This window comes from Pandoraea cepalis, from assembly GCF_902459625.1.
GTDB classification, from domain to species: domain Bacteria; phylum Pseudomonadota; class Gammaproteobacteria; order Burkholderiales; family Burkholderiaceae; genus Pandoraea; species Pandoraea cepalis.
This window is the reverse complement of record NZ_CABPRY010000012.1, coordinates 104,958-126,752: the sequence shown is the minus strand read 5'-3', so window position 1 is coordinate 126,752 and position 21,795 is coordinate 104,958. Positions and strand designations below refer to the sequence as shown.

The window sequence follows — 21,795 nt, the reverse complement described above, 5'->3', positions numbered from 1 at the left end:
AGCAACCTCAGGCGGCAAGCACAATCATTAGGGACATCAGCGCGAATACGGCCAGCATGACCGTCGTGATCGTCCGCCGATGTTTCTCCGCGATGTCGCACATCGCGTCCATGCGGATGCGTTGACCGAAGAGGTCGAACGTCGGGCGCGGGCATTCAGCCGCATACTTCGGCACCGTCCACTTCTTGATGTCCGGAAATAACGACAAGATCGGCTTGAGAATCATGCTCGGCGTAGGCGGGGTTTCGAGCGTCGGTGTCTCGATCCGTGGCGCTTCACCCAGATCGATCTTTACGGGACTGCCGACGTCCACGGTGGGCCGATTGATGACGTTCACATCCTTGACGAGCTGCGTCTCCGGTTGCGTCTTCGTTTCCGTCTTGGTTTCCGTCGTCGGCTCAGTCTTTGGCTCGACCTTGGTCCCTTGATCGATGCGCGTCTCGACTTGCGGCTTGATGACTTCCTGGATGACAACGGTCCTTTCGCCAGGCCTGCCAGCCGGACGGAACAGATCTTCTACGCGCGGGACAAGCTCGGGATTAGCCTTTGCCCACGAGTCCACCTCCGCACTCGTTACCGGACTCGTCACGGTGTACGGCACGCCCTCATAGTCGGGTCGAGAAGCCGCACGTCGCCACGCCGTATCCACGACGTTTGCAAGCGTCTCACTGCCGATCTGCGCGCCATGAATGTCTTTCGGGATGCCGATATAGGCACGCTCTAAACTGTCGTACCAGTTCTGCGCGGTGCTCGGCTGTTCGCGCTGGTAAAGCCGCTCGACCCTCCAGAGACGTCCACGATTCCAGTCGCGCGAGGAGCCCAGAAAAAGCGTCGATTCGCTCGCATCTACCGCGGTGACTTTCTTTGTTTCACACATGGACCGCTGGGGATCTTCGGGCTGGCAGTGCGCCTCTGTTATCTCGACCTCGTTGTACGTATAGTCCGCAAGTACTGTGACGACCCGTCCGTCCATGTCATATTCCGGCCGGAGCGTCACGTTTCTCATCGCCCTCTCGCCGTCGAAATGCCCGGAAATGAAAGTGATAAATTTCACGACGGCAGCCAGGCTCGTCAAATCGACGGCGAGATAGTCGCCTTTGAACTCCGCACCGAGCGTGTCGCCCTTAGGAAACCGGCTGCATGGCTGGGACGGCAAACATCCGTCTTGCCGATAAACGCGAAATCCCGCGCGGGCAGCAGCAACGCTCCAATGCTCGTCGAAACCAGCCCCCTGCATTCCCGGATAGGACGTCTCGTCAATCATCGACTGTTGCGATTCGGGCACCTTGACGGACACACGTCCGTAGCCGTCTTCCCGAATCTGGATCTTGTCTTTGCCTAGATAGGCCACCACTGCGGATCCAGCCCCCACCACACCCAGACCCGCGAGCACGGTCAGCCACACGGGTGCACCCAGCATGGTCAGCCCGATGCCAACGCCTGCGGAGGCGACATTGAGCGCCGTCAAGTTGGAGGAGATTGCCGCGTTGGTAGCGGCGATGCGCGGATCGGCCGGAGAAATGCCTCGGCGAATGGCGACTTCTTTGAGAATGCTGGCGACGGATCGGTTAAAGACCCAGTTCGTAGCGGGCGGGGGTACGAAGGAGCTTGCCGTCTGCTGAGACAACAGGGCGACCACCGCGACCAGGACAAAAATTCGCTTCCTGGTCATGATTCAAGCCCCTTTACAACCGCCCATCCGCAGGCGATACCCCAGGCGAAGCACATCAGATTGAAACTCACTTGGGCGGTCATTGGCGTATGGCGAGCGTTGTGGATGGGAAGCGTCCGGATCGCTTCCCGGCTTTAGTAAAAGGTCACGCGTTGCGGATCATTCCAAGAATGACCCTCGCACTCTTGAGCGCGACGTAGACCCCGGCCATCAAACCGCCAACGGCCATAATGGAGGCGACGACGCCGGCAAAGCTGATCTTCGACGTGAGCTGAGAGACATCGATTGGGGCCGCATCTGCCGCGAACGCCATGGCCGAAATTGTTGCCAGCGACAGCGCCACAGCGACTTTCGATGCAAGCGGCTTGAGACGTACTGCTACTTCCTTCATGTGAAACTCCTAGAGGTGAAATGCCGGAAAGCGTCCGGCGCGCGAATGGATTAGTGGCGGATCAGGCGAAGTACCGCGCCGACGTTTGCGCTGACCAGGTAGAGCCCGACAACTGTCGTGAAAGCCAGCGCCCAATAGCTCGCCATTTGGGCGGAATCGAGCGGGACCGACGCATTGGTCGGCGCTAGAGCGGTTGCGTCCACCGGCAATACGGTGAAATAACGCCCGCGCTCCGGTGGACACAACGCTCGATCTGTCTCACTCGACGCTTTGGCTGACGTGACGGCCTGACAAGCAAGTACCGATGTGCCCGAGTACGGCGTCACTCAACTACCCCTGTCCGAATCCTCTCGATCAATTCGAGGGCGTACTTCGAGATCTGCGGCCGCGACATATTGTTGATGTCGCACACCATATCCAGAGTGCTGGCCAGCATGTACACCGTTCCTTGCAAGCTCGCCGCCCCCTCGATCAATCGAACGAGAGCATCCAGCTCCTTCGAATCCCACCCAACCGCAATACCTTGCGCCTGGCAGCATCCGTGCCTCAAGTTGACTTCCCTGAAGAAAAGTCGAGATTTTTCTTCCGTCATGGAGCACCTCAAATTTCTTGGCCTGATTAGCGAGGCGGGCTAGTGTCCGCGTCGGTCATGAACGACTTATTTGCGAGTCAAAAATTAGTACTCCTATGCAAATAAGTGAAATTTTTTGTTACTTATTGCTCCTTGGATTGCGCGGCTGGCTTGGCATTAATTGCGTAGGGTTGCAACGATACAATCCGCGGGATTAGCTGACCCTCCATCGACTGGGTGAGTGCAAATTCAGCGAGGTAGTCGCCGTTCGGCGTCTCCTTAAGCATCTCGGGAAGCACAATCGTTCCGACGATTGTCTGCTTGCCTTCGCTCGTCATTTGATGGAGCACGCACTGTGCCGTACGCATGTCGTATGGACGTCCGGTCTTGCTAGAAACACCCTCGCGCCGAAGGACGTCGAGGATAGTGAGTTTTTGTTTGCTGGTCATGGCATCAAATCTCGAAGTGGAGCGATGTGGCTGGGGCATGTGAAAGATACCCGCCACGTCAGTCAATCAACTGCAATTAAGTTGACCGGATGGAATATACAAAATCACTTCCGGCGGCGATATGGGAAACGTCCGACTTATGAGAGAACGGATCACGGAATTGGTTGAGTGCGTAACCGATAGGTGGCGACCATGGGCGCATATGGAAGAACTGACCGGTATAAGTGCCCGACGCTGGCAAAACGTCGCGCAAGGACGGCAGCGAGCTAGCGACGAAATGATCAGCGCGCTGGGTGCGAAGTGGCCTCGCTATGCGTATTGGCTGGTCACTGGCCTAACGGACGAACCTCACGGACACACCTCCCCGACTCTCGACCGGTACGCTCAGACGTTAAATAAGGGGAATAGCGCGAGGTGAAGGGGCCCGGTCGCAGGTGCCTGTACTGCTGGCGGCCGGAGGTCTTGCTGTGTATCGAATGTCTGCGTCGAGGCGATGGGTGACTCCGAGAACCTCACTCGCGAGGTCGCCCATTTGGTCGAAGTACGCGCTGGTGAATTGCGGCGGAATGGACTCGGGGCTGCTTTGGTTTGATGCCACCATGCATAGCGCAAGAATGCGCTCGGCGAGTTCGTGAAGTTTGTCGAGAGAGTCTCGAATTTCGAAAGGAATGGAGACAGGAGATGTCATGCGGCGTCCTCATGCTAACCGTTTCAATCCTGCCCCTCGCAAAAAGCGAGAGGGGGTGGGCAGGCACTGGACTGGGGTAGCAAACCGCTGGTTTCCCGAATACACGGCACACCCGAAGGTGTCCCAGTACAGGCCCGCCCGTTGAAAACGAACGCATGAGTCGGCGCACACGAAATCCGCAAAATTCTGCGGCCGTGTGCCCGGGTTTAACCAATCGGGTTGCTACGCCCGGTCACGTTTGGGACGTGACGGTTGAGAGGATATTGCGCGCCGAACGACATGACAACGCCCGAGCAGCGCAACTTTACAGCACAGCGCATTATTCGGACTCATCCCTAGGAAATAGTTGGGAAACGTCTGAGGATGAACCTCATCCGCGCATCCCTCCTGTCGTCGTCGCTGAGATCAATCGAATTGCCGCCCCGACCAGGAGCGGGCTTCCACGCGACACCAATTGCGTACACTTGCTGATGGGGCGAATGGCCGGGCGACGCTCTTCCGCTCGCGAAAATGACGTCTGTGCTACACTACAAAATGATCGTCACCAGATTGCATTTGCCAATACAAATCAATTGGTTACAAGAGCCACCGCGCCATGAAGGAGAGCACCATGAGCCTGCGAGACAAACTGAAAACATCGCTCCGTAAGCGGAAAGCGGATGTCTTTCTGCGGGCCGACTTCGCGCAAATGGGGAGCGAGGCACAACTTAGCCGCGCGCTGCGGGAGCTGGTTGACGAGGGCACGATCGTCAAATTAGGCGTCGGCGTGTACGCCAAGGCCAAACCTAGTGTCCTGTCCGGCAAACCAATCCCCGTGCGTCCGGTCGAAGTCCTCGCACCGCAGGCACTCAAGAGGCTTGGCGTTAGGACATACCCAAGCAGAATGGTCGCCGCCTACAACGCTGGTGACACCACTCAGTTGCCAACGAGTGTTGTCATCAATACGGGGAACCGCCGCATCGCCCGCAAGCTCGGGTTTGGCCGGCAAATCATTCGATATGAAAATAATTTCCAAGGAGCAACGTGATCTCATCGACGCGTTGATCGCAGAGCAGGATCTTGGTGGCATTTCCGCCGCAATTCTAGAGAAGGACATTCACGTCAGCGACACGCTCCGCGCCCTGGCGTCTCTAGAACACGAAAACTTACAGTTGGCATTCTGCGGCGGGACGAGTCTCTCAAAGGCGCATCGCATCATCAAACGAATGTCGGAAGACATTGATCTGAAGGTAGTGCTTGCGCCGAACCACGGGTTTTCGCAAAACCAACTGAAGAGTCATCTATCTGCTCTCAAACGCAAGATCGTTGAATGCATGATCGGGCTCGGATTTTCTGAAATCCCCGAAGAGACGGTGGCACGAAACGCGAACGGATTTTTTGCCAGCGGTTGGCATTACAACGCCCAATACGCCGCTGCCACAAGTCTGCGCCCGCACTTGAAGCTCGAATTCACGACTCGCACCCCCTGCTTCGCAACGTCACAACAAACGCTTGGCTATTTGGCCTACCAGTTGGCAACCCAAGACGCGGCGCCTTTCACGATGCAATGCGTAGCCGTGGAGGAAACCCTGGGCGAAAAGGTACTCTCGTTCCTTCGCCGTTTCGCCGAACATCGTGCCGGAGCAAAGGACAAATGGGATGACGCATTGGTCCGCCATATCTACGATACCTGGTGCATCGTGGCGGTAGACGGAAATGCGGTTGAGCGGGCAACCAAGCATTTCAAAGACCTGGTCGCTTTTGATCAAGGTGAATTTACTCGACACGCTGCGTTTTGCGCGAATCCGGCCGAATGCCTGAGCCAAGCTCTGGAAACGGTCGGCCAGGATAAGCAGACGATTGATGAGTATGCAACCAAGCTGGTCCCATTGATCTACGGCGACGACCGGCCATCGTTTGACGCTGCATTTGGTGTATTCAGGACCGCAGCGCAAACACTGCTGAGCACATTGCCGGCCGTCAAACGCACCTAACGACGCCGAATCCGCTGCTCAAGCCGCTTAACACCATAGGGGACTTCGGTCCCCTTTTTCATTATCAGTTTACGGCGCCGGGCGACCACACGAATTTCCGAGTGTGGTCACGAGGCAACCCACACTCGTAGACGGTGAAGAAGTCGATCATGCGAGGCCAGCTCCGAAGCTAACGCGCGTCGTCAACCGGCGTGAGAGGGAAAGTGCTCCGCACCACCGAGCCGAATCCCTTCAAACTCTGCTCCGCAACGTCTTTCGTTCTCGGCCATCTTCGCTAACACAGCCAGCGTAGTTAAAAGCAATATTGCGGATGATCGCGCAATTCAGTAGTGTCTGGCGGCTCGCTAGTCGAGCATCAGGTGTCCGCAGTATCGCCGCGGGTGGATGTGCACTCATTGGCTTTCACCTTTACTCAGACGCCGGCCGGCGGCGGACGATAGTCGGGGTGGCCCTCGGTGCGCTCACCACGTGCTGACGCCCAGAAGTACTTTGCATGGTGCTCGTAGACTTCCGTTGCCTCCGACAGATCGTAGGCCATGCCCAAAACGACACTCAACAGCAGCCGCATGATTTTGAGGTTGTCTTGGTAGAAGGTCTCAATCTCGTCGTCGGTGGCCCAAACAGGTAGCGCACCTTCCTCCTGTTGCTGCGCGACCATATTCGACTCCGCGGGCCCAACCGGGGCTCTGGGCAATTGCCGATGTGCTAGGTGCTGGTGGCGAAGCATTTTAAGCTTCTCTAGGACCTCGAAGCTGGCGCCGTTCGCACTGTACTTACCGATCAATTCCAGTATTTCATCGCGCCTTGGCGCCAGCGTGTTTCTCATCGCGTCGGGAGCGAACTTAGAACTAAGGCCGAAGCGCCTAGCACGGTCTTGAACCAGTTCTTCGAACAATTTTTTGTTCCGTAGGCGGTCGGCAATCAGGCTCATTCGCACAGCCTGTTTGTTAGTGTCCCACACACGTGTCAGCGCCAATAACAGTTCACGACGCAGCGACAAGCGAATGATTTGGAAGGCGTGCGCCGCGTAGGACGTCCCGATTCGTGCTTGGAGCGCGCCATCATATGCTGCGGGCTTCCAAGTCTCATGGAACATGACCGACAGCTCGATCTCCTGTCGGGCGGTGTCGACGATTCGTTTCAATTCTTCGATTTCTGATCGGGTATCGTCCATCTGAGTTGTCCACGAGCTAATCTTTTGATAAGAGCGCGGAGATGCCTGGTTTAGCCAAGTGCAACTCCGTGTATCCAGCGGCTGCTCCCGTGACTGAGCGAAAACAGGCCGGGAGCAAACGAAAACTCAGAGGCTCGGCTCGGTTTTCGGGTCAGCCGTGAGGCCGCAGTCCTTGAGAGCAGCTTCCAGTACCCGTCTACCCATCTCGATCTGATCGCTCGCGACGAGTGTTGCGATGCCTGGAAAGGCGAGTTTGACGTCTTCGAGAACCGATTGCGCGACAGGCTCATCCGCAACCTTTTCTGGGAAAACGGCAATAAACCATGCCTGAAAGACTTGCGCCTCTATAGGACCGCCCTGCCGAAGTCGTATGTAATCCTCCACAGCCAGGAATAAGATGGCGGCAACGTTAGACTCAAGCAATTCGACCGAGCTATCGGGGTCCGGGTCTTGTTTGGCGTGCTTGAAGAAGTTTCGACACGGATCGTTGATGTAGTGGTTAAGCGTGTGTCCGTCCGGCAAGTTTTCGCGCGCCTGCTTGGAGAAGCCTTCCACGTTCGCGCTCGTGCAGAGCACGTCAATAACCTCCCACGCGTTTGATGCCAGCGAGTAGACGGATACTCGGTCCCCGCCATCGAAGAAAAGGCGAATGGCCGTAGTGAGTTGCCTTCGAGCGGCGGCGATCTTCGTTATGTGCATGCCATCTATTCCTGCGCGTGCAGCTTGTGGAAAAGGTCGGCCATCGCCTGCCTGTAGGTCTCGGGGTCCTTTGCGGCGTCGTCGGGATGGGCGTGCTGCACCATGTAGCCCGCCATCATGCGCGTAATTGCGTTCGCCTCGGTCCTGACCCACTCTGCGAGCTCGACGACGGGTGCGTAGTCGGCCGCATTGTTAGTCTCGGGCCACGGCCAGCCGTGATGCATAAACCATCGGTGCATCAATTCGTTCCGACGCTCTATCAGGGTATTTAACCGATCCTCCAGATCCGTGGCAATCTGGCCTCTATCGGAAAGCGCCGTGACCACGTTCGACGATGCAGTTTTGTATTTCTTCTCGTCGATCATGCCGCCCGACGCCTCGCGATAAACCTCGTCCGTGATCATCTTGAAGCCTTCGTGGATCGACACGAAAGTCACTTCGAACATCTGCATCGCGATTACCGCGCGCCCGATCGCCGCGTAGGCCTGCTCCATTTTCCGCTCTCCAAGTGGTGAAGTAGCGCAGGAATTGTACAGGCGAGCGAATTCGACCGCGCATTCGCGGATAGCCGACGACAAGTGATCGAATGACCGAAACGCGTCGAGTTTCAGCCGTACGTCTTCGTTGAACGAGCGTCGCTTCATGGCCGATTACTGACGTTTGCGACGGGTCGCTTTCGACCAACAGGAAACTTTGATTGACCCAGCGGTGCCTCTAGGCACTATTCTTCGGTATATGAACTGCTAAATTTTGAACATGAATAGGGGGAGATAGGGGATGGAAGACGAGGCATTTAGTATCTGGACGCCGCACCAGGCGTTCTACATTCAGTCGATGCTCTTCAATACGACCTCTGCCTTCCAGTCGTGCAGCATTGCAGAAAAGATCATCAAGAAGATCTCTGTTGGGGAGATTGATCCGCAAGAGAAGAAGGACTTATTACTGGACTGCTTGCAGAACGTCGTCAACCAGTCTGGGGCTATATCGCGATACTTCTTCCCGTCGCGTGATGGTATGAAGGGAACGGACAAGAAAACCATTCACAGGGATCGCGGACAGTATCTGTCAAAGGTCTTTGGTATAAAGGACGACAGCCCCCTGATGAATAGGGCGTTAAGAAATTCGATTGAACACTTTGACGAGCGGCTTGATCTTTATCTTCAAGAGGGGATAGTCGGATACATCTTTCCTAGCCTTATTCTTCCTGAGCCTGAAGACTCGGATGTGCCTCATCACATCTTCAGGGCTTACTACTTGAAGGAAGGCATTTTTCAAGTGCTAGGTGAGCGATACGAGATCCAGCCAATTGTTGAGGAGGTAGCCAGAATTCATGATCTCCTAGTCAAGTTTGACGGCAATGGCGGAGTCTTCCACTCGTAAAAAATTGGCTTTACGCTCCTTTTTTATTGTGCTGACGCATAGATCTTATCCAAGACGAAGTTCGCCACCTTGGCGATCTCTGGAACCCCTGACGAATGTCCGCTTCCACAGCCGATCACCAGCGTCTGCTTCTCGACTCGTTTCGGTCCTTCGTCACATCGTGACGGCAACGATGGGTTTCGAGGCGCAACCATCACTGCCACCCGCAGACCAGCCAGCAAGTTGCCCTCCCTCACCAGCCGGGATTCCGCCTGTCGGCTGCGCATAAGCTACAGCGTTCCCAACCTACGAATCGCTTCAAGACGGGTTTGGCTGGCAATTCATTCAGTATGAGAGAGATTTCGAAAGAGCCATGCGAACGTATCGACGCGTTGGTCGCGGGAGAATATTTCGGCAACTCTCATCGCACCAAATGCCGATGCTCCGCAATGAACTGCCGCAGCGCCGCATCGATTCTCGTCTGCCAACCGCTACCAGACGCCTTGAAGTACGCAACGACCTCCGGCGACAGCCGAATGTTAATTCGCTCCTTCGTCACCTCGGCCTTGGGTCGACCGCGAGGCTTGAGCAGTTTCTGGGCAGCCTCTTCGCCAACAATCCCCGGCAACACGTCACTCGCAGGCCGCGCCCTGGCGAAGTCCTTCTTCGTCCATTCGGGATTCTGCGAATCCTGACGCATTTGCCTTTTGATCTTGGCATCCTCAGCCGGGGTAGGGAGGACGGTTCCCGGCTTAAGTTGGGGCATAGCGTTTCACCTCCCGCGAATTCGCCTTGTGCAAGCTGATGACGTTTATTCTTTCTGCGCGACGCGTGAAGACCACTACGCTGTCCCATTCGACGTCCTGGGCCATCGTGAACGGCAAACCCCGTTCCTGGACATTCCGGTCACTTCTCGCCGGGTCGAAACTGATATTCATGGGCATTTATTGTACTGACAACAATTCTCGCCCAAGAACTATTTTTGTGACGACAATAAATCGGGAAGTTTCCCGACGGCGTGCCGCCAATCCCCTCCAAATCCTGCTCCGCAATCCGCTTTCCACCCCCAGTAAACACGCGGGTTTCCGGCTTTTCACGGCCCCCCGCTTTCGAAGCGAAGCCTCCCCCTAACCCCTTCCCCCACAACGATTTCCCAGTGAGACTTGAAAACCAGCGAAGGGGTAACCCTTCCGTGAGTTCGAATCTCACCGCCTCCGCCAGTTTTCCTAGGTTTTCCCGATAGTAGCGACTGACTTTTGTAGGCGGTGCTCCGCAATTTTTTCGGGGTTGCTCCGCAAAAGCGGGAAATTGCGCCCTGGAACATATCGCTCGGACGCGGGAATGACTAGTGCGTCTTGGTACGATCACTGGCGGCTCGCGCCCCTAAGCGGGCTATGGATAACTCCCACTCAAACGGCCGATTGCATATGTGGATTCAACCGGTGAATGCAACACACTAGAGCTGCCGGAGCAGCGGAAGTGTTGCATTCACCGGTTGAATCCACAAACCACAACAGTCCTTCAGAGTTCTCCAAAGCAGCCCGTCAGCGTTCACGTGATTGCTACGTGAGATTCAATCCCCCATCAGAGAGCAGAATTTCCCCCGTCAGATAATCTGAGTCGACTAGAAATGCAACAGCCTGAGCAATATCCTCGGGACTAGCTGCCCTACGCATAGGTGCCCGTTCCTTCCAAAGTTGCTGAGCTTGCGTCCAGTCCGCCGTTAGAGGTGTATCGACCAAACCAGGAGCGACAGCATTCACGCGAATATCTGGGGCCAGCGAAACAGCGAGCAAGCGAGTCACGTGGTTTAACGCCGCTTTAGTCGCTGCGTAAGGTATGGACGCCCCCTTTGGGCGGACGCCGGCATGCGAACTCACGTTTACGACGCAACCGGGCTTCCCTCGTGTGGCCGCTTCACGGAGTGCGGATTGCGCTTCGGTTACTAGGCGGAACGGGGCAACAACATTGATTTCATACAGCTCCTGCCATACGTGCGGCGTGGCCGCTGCCAGATCCGCATGGGGGATAACGCGACTGATCCCTGCGTTATTGACCAGAACGTCGAGTCGACCCCATACGGCAACCGCTTCACGGATGAGCTTTACTCTGTCCGCGTCGTTGGCCAGATCGGCTTGCACATAAGCTGCCGCTCCGAGTTCCCGGGCCAACGCATGACCTGCAGCAGCCGAACTGCGCGAATGCAAGACGACTGAGAATCCGTCTTTTGACAGTCGCCGCGCGATTGCGGCACCAATACCAGAAGTCGAGCCAGTGACAAGAGCGACAGGGGACGGAGTTTTCACGGAGGCTGATATAAAGTGTAACGTTTTTGGAATGGCAGAGATCGTACTCATGGCCTTTGACAGAAGGACCGTAAAGGCCGATCGATGACGGACGCCACCTGGTGTTCGTCCCTCAAGTGTCGACGGTCGAGGCTGCTGTGTCGATCGTCTCAAACTGGCCGACCGCCGCCCCACGCCCGAGCGAAGCAAACACTCCGGGTGTAGCCTTTCGTGCAAAAGGCATGGCCCGACCGAGAACGGCCAGCCAGGTTTATCCAAAGCGGTCATTCGAGCAGGCAACCAGCGTCCAGGTGCACTCAATCCTGGATTATTCTTCGAGTGCTAACGCGCGAGCCCTGCCACCAACGAGATCTCTCAAATCTCATGCTCTCCTTGATTCGCCTGTGCTCTCGACTCCTCCGGACCACTCCGGCGCTACTGTGGCGCAAAGGCGCCGGGCGCACGCACAGAGGACCTATCACCAAGGAATCTGGTTCTGCTCGAAGTAGAAGCGTCCTGACGGCCCGGCCGGGTCCTGGGTCGCAAGCCAGACGATGCCTTCGGCTGCCTGTTCCACCGTGCGGGGACCCGAGTGGTTGTTGAAATCGGTGGCGGTATAGCCTGGATCGACAGCGTCAACCTTGATGCCGACCGACGCTAACTCCTTTGCAAAAGCCAGCGCAACAGCGTTGAGGGCCGACTTGGAACTGTTGTAGCCAAGGATATTCACGCCATAGAACTGGTTAGCCGGATCAGACAGCCAGCCGAGAGATCCGAGCCCGCTGCTTACCATCACGACGGTACCTTGACCAGCAGATTTCAACAACGGCACAAACGCCTGAGTCACGCGGATCGGACCGAAAACGTTTGTCTCGAATACAGCGCGGATGCTGTCGATCGGTTGCTTGCTGGGTGTCGTGTGAGGCCCGCCTGGAATGCCCGCGTTGTTGATCAGCACATCAAGGCGACCGTCTTCGTCCTGTACACGCGCAGCAGCGGCACGTACGCTTTCGTCCCGCGTCACGTCGATTGGCAAAAACCGAACATCATGCCCCTCCGCCACCAGAGACTTCATCGCTGTCTCGCCGCGTGCGGCATCCCGGCCGCCGAGCCAGATGCGATATCCCAGCCGACCGAGTTGTCGAGCCGTTTCGTAGCCGATGCCCTTGTTAGCGCCTGTGATCAAAACAGTCTTAGTGGTATCCATGTTTTCGTCCTCAAGAATGAGCTTGCGGTCACTATATTTCGTTCGTCTATTTTTGATAATGATGTAAAAATCGAATAGACTGATCGCCATGCCGAACAATAATGATGATGACTCCAATCTGGATCTGCTCGCGGTATTCCTCGCTGTGCTAGATACCGGAGGTTTTCGGGCCGCTGCCCAACGGCTGCGCCTGTCGCCTTCGACAGTAAGCGAGCGGATCGCACAACTTGAGGCGCAATTGGGCGTCCCGTTGCTGATCCGCACCACACGCAGCGTCATGCCCACGGAAACGGGGCGCACACTTGCCACCCGTATTTCGCCGCTAATGGCAGAAACGCGTGCCGCGTTGCGTGACGCCGCCAGTTCGCAGAGCGTCGTACGTGGGCTTCTGAAGATCAATGTGACGGGCGCGGTTATGGTCGATATCCTGCCGCCGATCATCGACCGCTTCATGGAAGCGCATCCGCAAGTTCGCGTTGAAATCATGGTGGATGACCGACTCGTCGATATCGTGGCAGCTGGTTGCGACGCTGGGATCCGATACGGAGAGCATTTGGCACAAGACACCATAGCGGTGCCAATTGGACCGCGTCATCAGCGAATCGCATGGGCCGCTGCACCCGGATACCTCGCTGCGCGCGATATTCCCAAACACCCGAGCGACCTGCTGAATCACGAATGTATCCGGTTGCGTTTTTCGAGCGGTGCTCTCGTCGAGTGGCTATTCGAGCGTGGACAGGAAACAGTCAGGGTCGATCCGCCAGGCCGCCTCATCGTCGGCGTGGATGGTGCTTCGGCAGCAATTAGATTCGCGCGCGACGGACGCGGCGTCATCGGCACCTTCGAAAACTGGCTAACTCCATATCTGGAAAGCGGTGAGCTACTCCCTGTCTTGCATGACTGGTGGCGTGAATTCGAAGGGCCGCAACTGTACTTCTCGAGCCGATTTACGTCCGCTCCACTAAGGGCATTCATCGAACTGATTAAAGAGGAGCAGAACGCTACACGGCGCTGGCCTGTGGCAGCAGAGGACTCCTCGAAAATTGCTTAACGTTCGATACAACTTTGTTCAGCATCCGCCTCACAGCATTCGGGCTCAGTCCTACCATGTAACGGCAATGCGAGCCGCCCCGAATCCTGGAGGTTCTTTTAAACGAAGCGTATCGTTGTTGACTTGCCCAAACCCAGGATGCCCACGACGGCAATTGGCCGAAGGGTTTCCGGCTCAATGGCCTTTACCTGCTCGTGGGAAGAACCAAGGCGTAGGAATGATCGATCGGACTGCCCCGTGGCAACCTCGGACGAATGCGAGCCTCGCGGATAGCCGTTTGATGCACTCGACGCGTTAGAGCCCGCTGCCAGGGCGCGGCCACTTCCACGATCGATTACAAGCCAAAAATGAGCGAGCGATGTGCTGCAACGCCCGCTGCAACGCCGGCCGCCGAGGCGAACGTCGCGTTGGACCATGCGCTCGCCGCATCGCCAGCGGCAAACACTCCCGGAACGGTGGTCTGCTTCCAGTCGTCCACGCGGATAACGGGACCCATCGGACCTTCGTCGAACTCGCATCCGAGCTGCTTTGCGAGCGGACTTGCCATCTGGGTGCGCGACCCCACAAACAGTGCATCGATTTCGATGGCGCGGCCGTCGGCGAGACGCAACCCTGTCATGTTGGGTGCGTCGCCAAGCACTTCCACGACTGGCGCCCGTTCGATCCGCACATTGCGAGCTTCGAGCAACGCAGTCTCTTCGGGCGATGGCTGGACTATTCCTTGCGTAAACCAGGTTGTCGGTCCCCAGTCAGGAACGAGCATTGCCTGATGAATCGATAGTGAATGCGTTGCCAGGACGCCGAGCCGTTTGTCCGCAACTTCGTAACCGTGACAATACGGACAATGCAGCGCGCTGATACCCCACCGTTCATCCAAGCCGGGGAGCGAAGGCAGTTCGTCTCGAACGCCCGTCGCAAGGATCAATCGGTCCGCGCTTGCGTTGCTCCCGCTGCTTTGCGTGACGATGAAGCAATCATCAACACGCTCCGCCGTGCGTGCTTCTCCAGTCGCGACGTGCGCCGTCGGATACGCCGAGAGTTGCGCCGTCGCCTCATCGATAATCTCGCCGGGCGCCTTGCCATCCTGCCCGAGAAAACCATGAGCGTGCGATGCGAATCGATTGCGTGGCCTTCTACTATCGAGCACAAGCACACGCCGTCGCGCGCGCGCCAGCTGCATTGCGGCTGAAAGACCGGCGAAGCTGCCGCCGATCACGATGACATCGTAGTGCTCGTCCATACGTTCCCTCTCCAGATCATCACGTAACATCGTAAGTTGCATGATAGCGCCATGTTAAACTCTTATGCAACTTGAAAAGTTTCTTGAGATGGGCGCCCACGATGAAGACCGATAGCCGCATGTCTCGCGTCTTGCACGCGTTGATTCACATGAAGCATGCGGATGGTCCGCTCACCTCCGAAGCGCTCGGTGAAATGCTGTGCACGAACGCCGTCGTCGTGAGGCGTTTGTTCAGCGGTCTGCGCGATATTGGATACGTCACTTCGGAGAAAGGGCACGGAGGCGGCTGGGTGCTGGCCGAACCCCTCGAAAACATCACGCTACTGGACGTCTACCGTGCGGTCGGTGAACCTTCGCTTTTCTCACATCTTGTTTCGGAGGATCATCCGCAATGTCGTGTCGAACAAGCTGTGAATGCCCATCTTTCGGCGACGCTTCTCGAAGCCGAGGCTGTCCTGCTGAAAAAATTCGAGAGGGTCACCATTGCGATGCTTGCAGGCGACGTTGAAACTTCGGCGTTGCGGTCGAAATCGTCTCGCGCAGGGAATAAATAGCGGTCGTCGTATGCGGCCCGTCCGGTTCCGCGATGCACACGAAGGCGATTGGCAGGTTTGGGATGCGAACCCGCCGTTTAAATGGCAGTTTTGCGGGACGGGCTAGTGACGGCAACTGGCTGTGGATTCAACCGGTCAATCCTCGACCGGTATTGGTGATGACCTCCCCCCGCTTAACCGAGCACATTAGTCTGGAGATTTTCGGGGGGACGTCAGGGACGTCAGTTGGATCGATATCCCGAACCATCGCAACCGTCATTTCGAGGTTCATGAATCGAACCAGTTTCGTGCGGCGACATGACCTATGTGCGCGAGCACTACAACGCGCTCACGGCTTGACATGTCGCTCGAGCAAATCAATATCGTCACGCAACAGCTTCAACACGCCCGCCACACTTTGCTCGCTGAGCTGCCGCCCCGCATCTTGCTCGACCGAGCGCAGCGCCATGTCGGCGATCTGCTCCGCGATCTCGTCAACCTTACGCGGGCCGGACGGCGCGAACCACCAGGCTGTCCAGTTGCACATGCCGATGATCGAAAACGCGGCGACCTTGGCATCCATCATGCGAAACTGACCGCGTTCGATACCCAACTCAATTGCCTGCCGAAACTGTTCAAGCACCGCGCGCCGCGATTGCTCGGCGAGCTTCCTCTGCTTGAGCGGCAGGTTGTCCTCATTGCGCTCCACCACACGAAATTGCAACGGATGTGTGAGGATCAGATGGGCATGCCGCAACACTAGATGCCGCAACATCGCGGCCGGTTGCCGCAAATCCTCCGGTAACGCCTCGGAGGCCAACTCCCCCGCCGCGCGAGTGACTACCGTGGTCAACACTTCGAGAATCGCTTCCTTGCTCTTGAAGTAGTAGTACAGCGCTGGACGACTCACGCCCACGACATCCGCAATGTCGTTGAAGCTCGTCCCGTCGAAACCCCGCTCGATAAATAGCCGCGTCGCGACCTCCAGAATGTTCTCCCGCAACGCGTCGCTCTTTGTCTGTGTTTTGCTCATGACGACCCTCAGTTTCTCTTTTGACGCAGGCGTCAGAAAACCCCAACGATAACCAAATTCCCTTGTAGCGCAAAGCCCCGCAAGCACTTCGTCCCAGACTTTTTTACATCCCCGTCAAATTTTCACACGAATGTTTACTCATTCGTAAAAAACTGGACTAATATGTAAAAAAGGAGGTGAGGAGATGAGTCAACAACTGCAAAGTCGTAACGTCGGTCACGGCGCGACGGCGGGATTTCTCAACACGGACTGGAATCCGCGAGACCTGCCATTGGGCGCGACGACACGTAATGTCGTCCTTCGCACCGCGGACGGCGCGGCAACGAGCGGCGCCCTGTATTCCGCAGGTTCACCCGATACTGTTGTCTGCATCATGCATCCGCGTGAATTCATGGCGTGTCATTACCTGATCCCGGATATCGTGAATGCAGGCTATGCGGCGTGGACACAGGCACCGCGCTCGGTCGGCAACGACATGCGGCTGGAACACGAGTTCGCACTCTATGACGTCGCCGCCGGCATGCGATTCCTGCGCGAGGCGGGGTTCAAACGCGTCATCCTGCTTGGTAACTCGGGCGGCAGTGGCCTCTACGCCCTTTACGCGCAGCAATCCGGGCTGGCCCCGGAAACGCGAATCGAGCGCACCCCGGGCGGACGTCCGACGAAACTGGCCTCGCTCGACATGCCGGCCGTCGACGGTGTGGTCTTCGTCGCCCCGCACCCGGGACAAGGTGCCTTGCTGCAAACCTGCATCGATCCGTCGGTGACCAACGAGCAAGATGCCCTGTCCGTCGACCCGACGCTCGACCCGTTCGACCCAGCCAACGGGTTCTCGCCGCGACCGTCGGGGACCGCCCCCGCGACGCGTTACGACGCCGACTTCGTGGCACGCTATCGTGCCGCTCAAGCCGCTCGTGTGGCGCGTCTCGACGCCATGGCGCGCGATCTGATTGCGGCGCGACAAGGTGCACGCGAGCGCCTCAAACGCGACTCGGACCCGGCCGACGCCCGCCTGCGCCGCATGGCAGCGCACACGCCCGTGATGACCATCTGGCGAACCGATGCCGACCTGCGCTGCTTCGACCTGACCCTGGACCCGTCCGACCGGCGTTACGGCTCACTCTGGGGCAGCGATCCGTTCACCTCGAACTACGGTTCGGTCGGTTTCGGCCGCGTTTGCTCTCCCGAGGCCTGGCTCTCCACATGGTCGGGGTTGTCCTCGAACGCCTTGCTGTCGAAAACCGCACCGGCCATCGTGCAGCCTACGCTGCTCATCGAGTACACGGGCGATCAGGCCTGCTTTCCCAGCGTCGTCGCCGACATCTACGCCAGTCTCGGCTCGACGCAGAAGTCGCACCGGCGTGTACGCGGCGACCACCACGGCCGCGCGCTGGCCGATGGCGAAGAAGCCGGACGCTACATCGCCGGTCGCCTGCTGCAGGACTGGCTGCGCGAGACCTTCCCGCAATGACACGCCCTGCCCTTACCCCCCAAATGCACTACCGAACTTCGGGAGACCCGACATGAAGTTGAATGACATCCCCGCAGCCGATCTCGCCTTGCGTCTGCACGGCGTGGATCACACGGCGCGGCCGACCTGGCGACTGCGGCAAACGGTCGAGTTCTATCGCGACATTCTCGGCCTGCCGCTGATTCACACGATTTCCGCCCGCGGCTGGGGGCCGGCAACACACCCCGACTTCCTGCACTTCTTCTTCGATAGCGGCCACGGCAGCACGATCGCCTTCTTCTACTATCTCGGCAGTGAGGAACCAGTGTCCCTTGCCAATCGTCCTGGCCGGGCACCGTTGCCCGACGACCACGTATTCGACGCCACGCACACCGCATGGTCGGTCGACAGCCCAGCGGCCCTGCGGGCCTGGAAGACCCGGTTAGAAGCGCGGGGCGTCGAAGTCTCGACCGAGACGGCGCACGAGGTAATCGAGTCGATCTATTTTCGCGACCCGAATGGCTACTTCATCGAGATCACCCGCAAGCTGCGCGCGCTGGAAGGCATCGATGCGCGCGACGCGTCGGCCACGCTCGCGGCCGCCATGGAAATCGAAGACGAGGCCCGCGCGGGAGGCGCCCGCTTCACCTGCATCGATACCGTGTGGCAGCGCAAGGCTCAGCGGCTCGGCCAACGGCTTAACGGGGAGCGTCAGTCATGAAAACTCAAACGCCTCAGCCTCGCCAGCCGCTGCGGATTTTCGTCCTTAATGTGCCGGAATTTGCGTCGTTGACCGACGCCGCACGACAGTTGCCGTCGTGCCGCGTCGAAGCCCACGGCGACTACACCGTGATTTCCAGCGACGTACCGATTGCGTTCGAGCGTCGCGCACTGGGCCTGAAGCCGGCGGTCTGGTACGGATTGTTCACGGGTGGCCTAGACGGCCGAATCGAAAGCTATGAACGCGACATCGTGCGGATCGCCCCGCGCGCATAACGTCGCCACCGGAACGTGCAGGAGACACTATGAGCGGTATCTATCACCGTATCGACGGCGTGACGTACTGTCCGCCGGACCTGGCGCAGCGCTATTTTGCGTCGAACGCCTGGGTCGACACCACCCTCGGCGACGCGTTGCGGGCGACCGCCACGCGTGTGCCGGCACGCTCGGCCTACGTCAGTGACGAGGCCACTCTGACTTTCGTCGAGCTCGACTCGCGCAGCGAACGGCTTGGCGCGGCGCTCATCGAACTGGGCCTGCGCCCGGGCGACCGGGCAGTCTTCCAAATGGGCACCACTGTCGACACTGTCGTCGCACTGATGGGGGCCTACAAGGCAGGCGTCGTCCCCGTATGTGCCGTGCCGCAATACCGCGAAGTGGAAGTCAGCCAATTGGTTTCACAGTCCGAGGCGCGCGGCTACTTCGTACAAGCCGATTTCTCTGCGTTCGATCTCGTCGGGTTTGCGCGTCAGATGATGGCGCGGCACGCGTCGCTGGAGCATCTGCTGGTGGCGCGCGGGAAGCAGGATGATCGCGCCGGCACCGGCCATCACGCCATCGAGCGTCTCATCGACGCGATGCCACTCGCGCGCGCGCGCGAGGTGCTGGGTAAACTTCGCATCGGCAGCGAGGACGTGCTGAGCTTCCAACTCTCGGGCGGCACAACCGGCGTGCCGAAGATCATCCCACGCTTTCATGCGGAGTACATCGGTCACTCATTGACATGGATGCGCCATATCGGCATGTCCGAACACAGCCGCATGATCTGGTCACTGCCATTGCTGCACAACGCCGGTCAGCTCTACGCGCTGGCGTCCACCGTGGCAACCGGCATGACGACCGTGCTGATGCCGCGTGTCGACATCGCCCGCATGCTCACACTTATCGAGATGCACCGCGTCACGCATGGCCTCTCCATCGGGCCAGTCGCACCGCAAATGATCGCGTACAAGGATGTTGGCAAACACGATCTTTCGTCGCTGCAACTCTTCGGCACGATGAGTCGTGCCGACTCGCTCGAAGCCCACCTCGGCGTGCCCTGCTTCAACCTCTATGGCACGACCGAAGGCCTGCTCATGGGGGCTGGCGCGCATCTGCCAGCGGCCGTGCGTCACCACACGCAAGGGCTGTCAGGGTGCGAGCACGACGATATTCGTGTGCTGCTTCCGGGCTCGGATTCGCCCGCTGAGGAAGGCTCCGCAGGCGAACTCTGCTTTCGTGGACCGTCGAGCCTGCGCGGCTACTACAAGGCGCACGACGCAACGGCGCAGACGCTGACACCGGACGGCTTCGTGCGCACCGGCGACATGGTCACGGAAAAGGTCATCGACGGCGTGCGCTGCTTCGCCTTCGAAGGGCGTCTGCGTGACAACATCAATCGCGGTGGCGAAAAGATCGGCTGTGAAGAGGTCGAAGCATTCGTCAGCCATCACCCGGCCGTTGCCGACGCCAAGCTGGTCGCCATGCCCGATCCAATTTACGGCGAGCGGGGTTGTGTCTATCTCATCTTGCGCCCCGGGCATGTCACCCCCTCCGTCACCGAACTTGCCGCTTTCCTCGTCGGCCAAGGGTTGGCGAAGTTCAAGTGCCCGGAACGTATCGAGACGATCGACGAATTTCCGGTGACCCGCGTCGGCAAGGTAGACAAGGCATCGCTGCGGGCGGCCATCGCCGAACGCCTTGCCGCCGAAACCGCGCGTACCACTACCGCCCAGACGGCAAAGGCGGACGCATGATCAGCACCGAATACGTGGTGAGCGAGCAGCCCTTTGTTGTGCGCCGTCAGGTGCGTTGGGGCGAGTGCGACCCCGCTGGCGTCGTCTACACCGCAACCTTTTCCGACTATGTCATCTCCATCGCCGAATTGTTCTATGGATCGCTCTTCGGCGGCACACCACAGGCCGTCAAGAACCGACACGGATTCGGCACCCCCACGCGCGCGCTGACATTCGACTTTCGCCGCTCGCTCTGGCCGGACGACGCGTTCGACGTCACCGTGGAAGTCGCCGAAGTTCGCACCAGAACCTTCACCTTGTTGATGACGGCGCGCAAAGCCCACAACGACATCGCCTTCATTGCACGACTCACGCCAATCTGCATCCAGCGCGGCGCGCGCGAGTCGATCGAGATGCCATCGATATTGCGCGCGGCGCTTGAACAATACCGAACTCGCAGCGAGCACGCCGCCGCCCCCTCACTCGCCGGAGATATCACCCTATGACGCCTACCCCATTTCGCATCGGGCAGATCGTGCCCAGCTCCAACACCACGATGGAGACCGAGATTCCCGCCATGCTGCGCGCGCGTGAGCAGGTCCTGCCCGAGCGCTTCACCTTCCATTCGAGTCGCATGCGCATGCATCGCGTGGTCAAGGAAGAACTCGAGGCGATGAACGCCGAGGGCCTGCGCTGTGCCGCCGAACTCGCCGACGCACGCGTGGATGTCATGAGTACCGCTTGCCTCGTTGCCATCATGGCGATGGGCCCGGGCTACCACCGACAGGTCGAGGAAGACCTGCGCCGCGTCGCCCGCGAGAACCACTGCGCAGCCGCCGTCATGACGTCGGCCGGTGCACTCGTCGCGGGGTTGAAGACGCTGGGCGCGCGAAAGATCGCGCTGATGGCACCGTATATGAAGCCGCTGACGCAAGCCGTGGTCGAGTATATCGAGCACGAGGGCATCGAGGTGCTCGACGCCCTGTCGTTCGAAATTCCCGACAACCTCGAGGTCGGACGCCGCGACCCCATGCAGTTGCTCGACGACGTCAAGCGGCTCAATACGGCCAATGCCGACGTCGTAGTGCTTTCCGCCTGCGTGCAGATGCCGTCGCTGCCTGCGATCCAGATCGCGCAGGACCGGCTCGGCTTGCCCGTGACGTCGACCGCCGTGAGCACCGTGCGCCAGATGCTCGATCACCTCAATCTGGCCCCCGTGGTGCCCGACGCCGGCGCCCTGCTGGCCGCACCGAACACACGACCGCTAACACGGTTCGCCTGACGCCCCCGCCATCCTCGCCAGCCA

At 58.6% G+C, this 21,795-nt stretch carries 23 protein-coding genes; 11 read left to right on the top strand and 12 right to left on the bottom strand.

What is annotated here, in order from left to right:
* Positions 1–7 precede the first annotated feature (7 nt).
* From PCE31107_RS20170 to PCE31107_RS20155, 4 genes are all read right to left on the bottom strand, one after another.
* Positions 8–1,672, bottom strand: a complete 1,665-nt coding sequence (locus PCE31107_RS20170) for a hypothetical protein (protein ID WP_150610435.1) — start codon at positions 1,670–1,672, stop codon at positions 8–10.
* 145 nt (positions 1,673–1,817) lie between these two features.
* Positions 1,818–2,063: a major capsid protein gene (locus PCE31107_RS20165; protein WP_150610434.1), complete on the bottom strand. Its 246-nt coding sequence runs from the start codon at positions 2,061–2,063 to the stop codon at positions 1,818–1,820.
* A gap of 322 nt (positions 2,064–2,385) precedes the next feature.
* Positions 2,386–2,655 carry a hypothetical protein gene (locus PCE31107_RS20160; protein WP_150610433.1) on the bottom strand — a complete coding sequence of 90 codons (270 nt, stop codon included), beginning with the start codon at positions 2,653–2,655 and terminating at the stop codon, positions 2,386–2,388.
* Positions 2,656–2,777: 122 nt separating this feature from the next.
* Complete coding sequence (locus PCE31107_RS20155; protein WP_150610432.1) at positions 2,778–3,083, bottom strand: cellulose synthase; 306 nt, start codon at positions 3,081–3,083, stop codon at positions 2,778–2,780.
* A 1,298-nt stretch (positions 3,084–4,381) separates the two neighbouring features.
* Between PCE31107_RS20155 and PCE31107_RS20150 the strand changes: the two genes are divergently transcribed.
* Both PCE31107_RS20150 and PCE31107_RS20145 read left to right on the top strand, forming a co-directional pair.
* The gene (locus tag PCE31107_RS20150; RefSeq protein WP_150610431.1) at positions 4,382–4,798 is read left to right on the top strand and encodes a DUF6088 family protein; all 417 of its coding nucleotides are present in this window, start codon (positions 4,382–4,384) and stop codon (positions 4,796–4,798) included.
* A complete protein-coding gene (locus PCE31107_RS20145; RefSeq protein ID WP_150610430.1) occupies positions 4,770–5,744 on the top strand; it encodes a nucleotidyl transferase AbiEii/AbiGii toxin family protein in 975 nt (324 codons plus the stop codon). The genes PCE31107_RS20150 and PCE31107_RS20145 overlap by 29 nt, the downstream gene beginning before the upstream one ends.
* Before the next feature lie 412 nt (positions 5,745–6,156).
* On the opposite strand, the gene PCE31107_RS20140 is transcribed toward PCE31107_RS20145, so the two are convergent.
* The 3 genes from PCE31107_RS20140 to PCE31107_RS20130 all read right to left on the bottom strand — a co-directional run bounded on the left by PCE31107_RS20140 (position 6,157) and on the right by PCE31107_RS20130 (position 8,111).
* Complete coding sequence (locus PCE31107_RS20140) at positions 6,157–6,918, bottom strand: AbiU2 domain-containing protein (RefSeq protein ID WP_150610429.1); 762 nt, start codon at positions 6,916–6,918, stop codon at positions 6,157–6,159.
* 126 nt (positions 6,919–7,044) lie between these two features.
* Positions 7,045–7,617, bottom strand: a complete 573-nt coding sequence (locus PCE31107_RS20135) for a hypothetical protein (protein WP_150610428.1) — start codon at positions 7,615–7,617, stop codon at positions 7,045–7,047.
* 5 nt (positions 7,618–7,622) lie between these two features.
* The gene (locus PCE31107_RS20130; RefSeq protein WP_150610455.1) at positions 7,623–8,111 is read right to left on the bottom strand and encodes a hypothetical protein; all 489 of its coding nucleotides are present in this window, start codon (positions 8,109–8,111) and stop codon (positions 7,623–7,625) included.
* A gap of 283 nt (positions 8,112–8,394) precedes the next feature.
* On the opposite strand from PCE31107_RS20130, the gene PCE31107_RS20125 reads away from it, so the two are divergent.
* On the top strand, positions 8,395–8,997 hold the full coding sequence (locus PCE31107_RS20125) for a hypothetical protein (RefSeq protein WP_150610427.1): 603 nt from the start codon (positions 8,395–8,397) through the stop codon (positions 8,995–8,997).
* 400 nt (positions 8,998–9,397) lie between these two features.
* On the opposite strand, the gene PCE31107_RS20120 is transcribed toward PCE31107_RS20125, so the two are convergent.
* The 3 genes from PCE31107_RS20120 to PCE31107_RS20105 all read right to left on the bottom strand — a co-directional run bounded on the left by PCE31107_RS20120 (position 9,398) and on the right by PCE31107_RS20105 (position 12,558).
* Positions 9,398–9,742: a BrnA antitoxin family protein gene (locus PCE31107_RS20120; RefSeq protein WP_246181901.1), complete on the bottom strand. Its 345-nt coding sequence runs from the start codon at positions 9,740–9,742 to the stop codon at positions 9,398–9,400.
* 796 nt (positions 9,743–10,538) lie between these two features.
* Positions 10,539–11,282 carry an SDR family NAD(P)-dependent oxidoreductase gene (locus PCE31107_RS20110; RefSeq protein WP_246181907.1) on the bottom strand — a complete coding sequence of 248 codons (744 nt, stop codon included), beginning with the start codon at positions 11,280–11,282 and terminating at the stop codon, positions 10,539–10,541.
* 457 nt (positions 11,283–11,739) lie between these two features.
* Positions 11,740–12,558, bottom strand: a complete 819-nt coding sequence (locus PCE31107_RS20105; RefSeq protein ID WP_246181906.1) for an SDR family oxidoreductase — start codon at positions 12,556–12,558, stop codon at positions 11,740–11,742.
* On the opposite strand from PCE31107_RS20105, the gene PCE31107_RS20100 reads away from it, so the two are divergent.
* Positions 12,557–13,519, top strand: a complete 963-nt coding sequence (locus PCE31107_RS20100; RefSeq protein WP_150610424.1) for a LysR family transcriptional regulator — start codon at positions 12,557–12,559, stop codon at positions 13,517–13,519. The two genes, PCE31107_RS20105 and PCE31107_RS20100, sit on opposite strands and share 2 nt — an antisense overlap.
* A 334-nt stretch (positions 13,520–13,853) precedes the next feature.
* On the opposite strand, the gene PCE31107_RS20095 is transcribed toward PCE31107_RS20100, so the two are convergent.
* Positions 13,854–14,759: an NAD(P)/FAD-dependent oxidoreductase gene (locus tag PCE31107_RS20095; RefSeq protein ID WP_150610423.1), complete on the bottom strand. Its 906-nt coding sequence runs from the start codon at positions 14,757–14,759 to the stop codon at positions 13,854–13,856.
* 101 nt (positions 14,760–14,860) lie between these two features.
* Here PCE31107_RS20095 and PCE31107_RS20090 point away from each other — a divergent pair, with 101 nt between their 5' ends.
* Positions 14,861–15,313 (top strand): Rrf2 family transcriptional regulator, encoded by a 453-nt coding sequence (locus PCE31107_RS20090; protein WP_130026328.1) that lies wholly within the window; start codon positions 14,861–14,863, stop codon positions 15,311–15,313.
* A gap of 328 nt (positions 15,314–15,641) precedes the next feature.
* Here PCE31107_RS20090 and PCE31107_RS20085 read toward each other — a convergent pair whose 3' ends face one another.
* Entirely contained in the window at positions 15,642–16,325 is a 684-nt protein-coding gene (locus PCE31107_RS20085) for a TetR/AcrR family transcriptional regulator (RefSeq protein ID WP_150610422.1), read from the bottom strand.
* Positions 16,326–16,509: 184 nt separating this feature from the next.
* Between PCE31107_RS20085 and PCE31107_RS20080 the strand changes: the two genes are divergently transcribed.
* Genes PCE31107_RS20080 through PCE31107_RS20060 form a run of 6 tightly spaced genes read left to right on the top strand, consistent with a single transcriptional unit; the run spans position 16,510 to position 21,771 of the window.
* On the top strand, positions 16,510–17,796 hold the full coding sequence (locus PCE31107_RS20080) for an alpha/beta fold hydrolase (RefSeq protein ID WP_150610421.1): 1,287 nt from the start codon (positions 16,510–16,512) through the stop codon (positions 17,794–17,796).
* A gap of 52 nt (positions 17,797–17,848) precedes the next feature.
* Positions 17,849–18,496 (top strand): VOC family protein, encoded by a 648-nt coding sequence (locus tag PCE31107_RS20075; RefSeq protein ID WP_343032355.1) that lies wholly within the window; start codon positions 17,849–17,851, stop codon positions 18,494–18,496.
* Entirely contained in the window at positions 18,493–18,771 is a 279-nt protein-coding gene (locus tag PCE31107_RS23875) for a hypothetical protein (RefSeq protein WP_130026331.1), read from the top strand. Before PCE31107_RS20075 ends, PCE31107_RS23875 begins: the two co-directional genes overlap by 4 nt.
* Positions 18,772–18,800: 29 nt before the next feature.
* The gene (locus PCE31107_RS20070) at positions 18,801–20,510 is read left to right on the top strand and encodes an AMP-binding protein (RefSeq protein ID WP_150610420.1); all 1,710 of its coding nucleotides are present in this window, start codon (positions 18,801–18,803) and stop codon (positions 20,508–20,510) included.
* The gene (locus PCE31107_RS20065; RefSeq protein WP_150610419.1) at positions 20,507–20,995 is read left to right on the top strand and encodes an acyl-CoA thioesterase; all 489 of its coding nucleotides are present in this window, start codon (positions 20,507–20,509) and stop codon (positions 20,993–20,995) included. The genes PCE31107_RS20070 and PCE31107_RS20065 overlap by 4 nt, the downstream gene beginning before the upstream one ends.
* Positions 20,992–21,771 carry a maleate cis-trans isomerase family protein gene (locus tag PCE31107_RS20060; protein ID WP_150610418.1) on the top strand — a complete coding sequence of 260 codons (780 nt, stop codon included), beginning with the start codon at positions 20,992–20,994 and terminating at the stop codon, positions 21,769–21,771. The genes PCE31107_RS20065 and PCE31107_RS20060 overlap by 4 nt, the downstream gene beginning before the upstream one ends.
* Positions 21,772–21,795: the final 24 nt, after the last annotated feature.

What these genes read in the sequence shown, in the direction of transcription:
- PCE31107_RS20170 (WP_150610435.1), bottom strand. Translation starts at nt 1,672, where the DNA reads ATGACCAGGAAGCGAATTTTTGTCCTGGTCGCGGTGGTCGCCCTGTTG.
- PCE31107_RS20165 (WP_150610434.1), bottom strand. Translation starts at nt 2,063, where the DNA reads ATGAAGGAAGTAGCAGTACGTCTCAAGCCGCTTGCATCGAAAGTCGCT.
- PCE31107_RS20160 (WP_150610433.1), bottom strand. Translation starts at nt 2,655, where the DNA reads ATGACGGAAGAAAAATCTCGACTTTTCTTCAGGGAAGTCAACTTGAGG.
- PCE31107_RS20155 (WP_150610432.1), bottom strand. Translation starts at nt 3,083, where the DNA reads ATGACCAGCAAACAAAAACTCACTATCCTCGACGTCCTTCGGCGCGAG.
- PCE31107_RS20150 (WP_150610431.1), top strand. Translation starts at nt 4,382, where the DNA reads ATGAGCCTGCGAGACAAACTGAAAACATCGCTCCGTAAGCGGAAAGCG.
- PCE31107_RS20145 (WP_150610430.1), top strand. Translation starts at nt 4,770, where the DNA reads ATGAAAATAATTTCCAAGGAGCAACGTGATCTCATCGACGCGTTGATC.
- PCE31107_RS20140 (WP_150610429.1), bottom strand. Translation starts at nt 6,918, where the DNA reads ATGGACGATACCCGATCAGAAATCGAAGAATTGAAACGAATCGTCGAC.
- PCE31107_RS20135 (WP_150610428.1), bottom strand. Translation starts at nt 7,617, where the DNA reads ATGCACATAACGAAGATCGCCGCCGCTCGAAGGCAACTCACTACGGCC.
- PCE31107_RS20130 (WP_150610455.1), bottom strand. Translation starts at nt 8,111, where the DNA reads ATGGAGCAGGCCTACGCGGCGATCGGGCGCGCGGTAATCGCGATGCAG.
- PCE31107_RS20125 (WP_150610427.1), top strand. Translation starts at nt 8,395, where the DNA reads ATGGAAGACGAGGCATTTAGTATCTGGACGCCGCACCAGGCGTTCTAC.
- PCE31107_RS20120 (WP_246181901.1), bottom strand. Translation starts at nt 9,742, where the DNA reads ATGCCCCAACTTAAGCCGGGAACCGTCCTCCCTACCCCGGCTGAGGAT.
- PCE31107_RS20100 (WP_150610424.1), top strand. Translation starts at nt 12,557, where the DNA reads ATGCCGAACAATAATGATGATGACTCCAATCTGGATCTGCTCGCGGTA.
- PCE31107_RS20105 (WP_246181906.1), bottom strand. Translation starts at nt 12,558, where the DNA reads ATGGCGATCAGTCTATTCGATTTTTACATCATTATCAAAAATAGACGA.
- PCE31107_RS20095 (WP_150610423.1), bottom strand. Translation starts at nt 14,759, where the DNA reads ATGGACGAGCACTACGATGTCATCGTGATCGGCGGCAGCTTCGCCGGT.
- PCE31107_RS20090 (WP_130026328.1), top strand. Translation starts at nt 14,861, where the DNA reads ATGAAGACCGATAGCCGCATGTCTCGCGTCTTGCACGCGTTGATTCAC.
- PCE31107_RS20085 (WP_150610422.1), bottom strand. Translation starts at nt 16,325, where the DNA reads ATGAGCAAAACACAGACAAAGAGCGACGCGTTGCGGGAGAACATTCTG.
- PCE31107_RS20080 (WP_150610421.1), top strand. Translation starts at nt 16,510, where the DNA reads ATGAGTCAACAACTGCAAAGTCGTAACGTCGGTCACGGCGCGACGGCG.
- PCE31107_RS20075 (WP_343032355.1), top strand. Translation starts at nt 17,849, where the DNA reads ATGAAGTTGAATGACATCCCCGCAGCCGATCTCGCCTTGCGTCTGCAC.
- PCE31107_RS23875 (WP_130026331.1), top strand. Translation starts at nt 18,493, where the DNA reads ATGAAAACTCAAACGCCTCAGCCTCGCCAGCCGCTGCGGATTTTCGTC.
- PCE31107_RS20070 (WP_150610420.1), top strand. Translation starts at nt 18,801, where the DNA reads ATGAGCGGTATCTATCACCGTATCGACGGCGTGACGTACTGTCCGCCG.
- PCE31107_RS20065 (WP_150610419.1), top strand. Translation starts at nt 20,507, where the DNA reads ATGATCAGCACCGAATACGTGGTGAGCGAGCAGCCCTTTGTTGTGCGC.
- PCE31107_RS20060 (WP_150610418.1), top strand. Translation starts at nt 20,992, where the DNA reads ATGACGCCTACCCCATTTCGCATCGGGCAGATCGTGCCCAGCTCCAAC.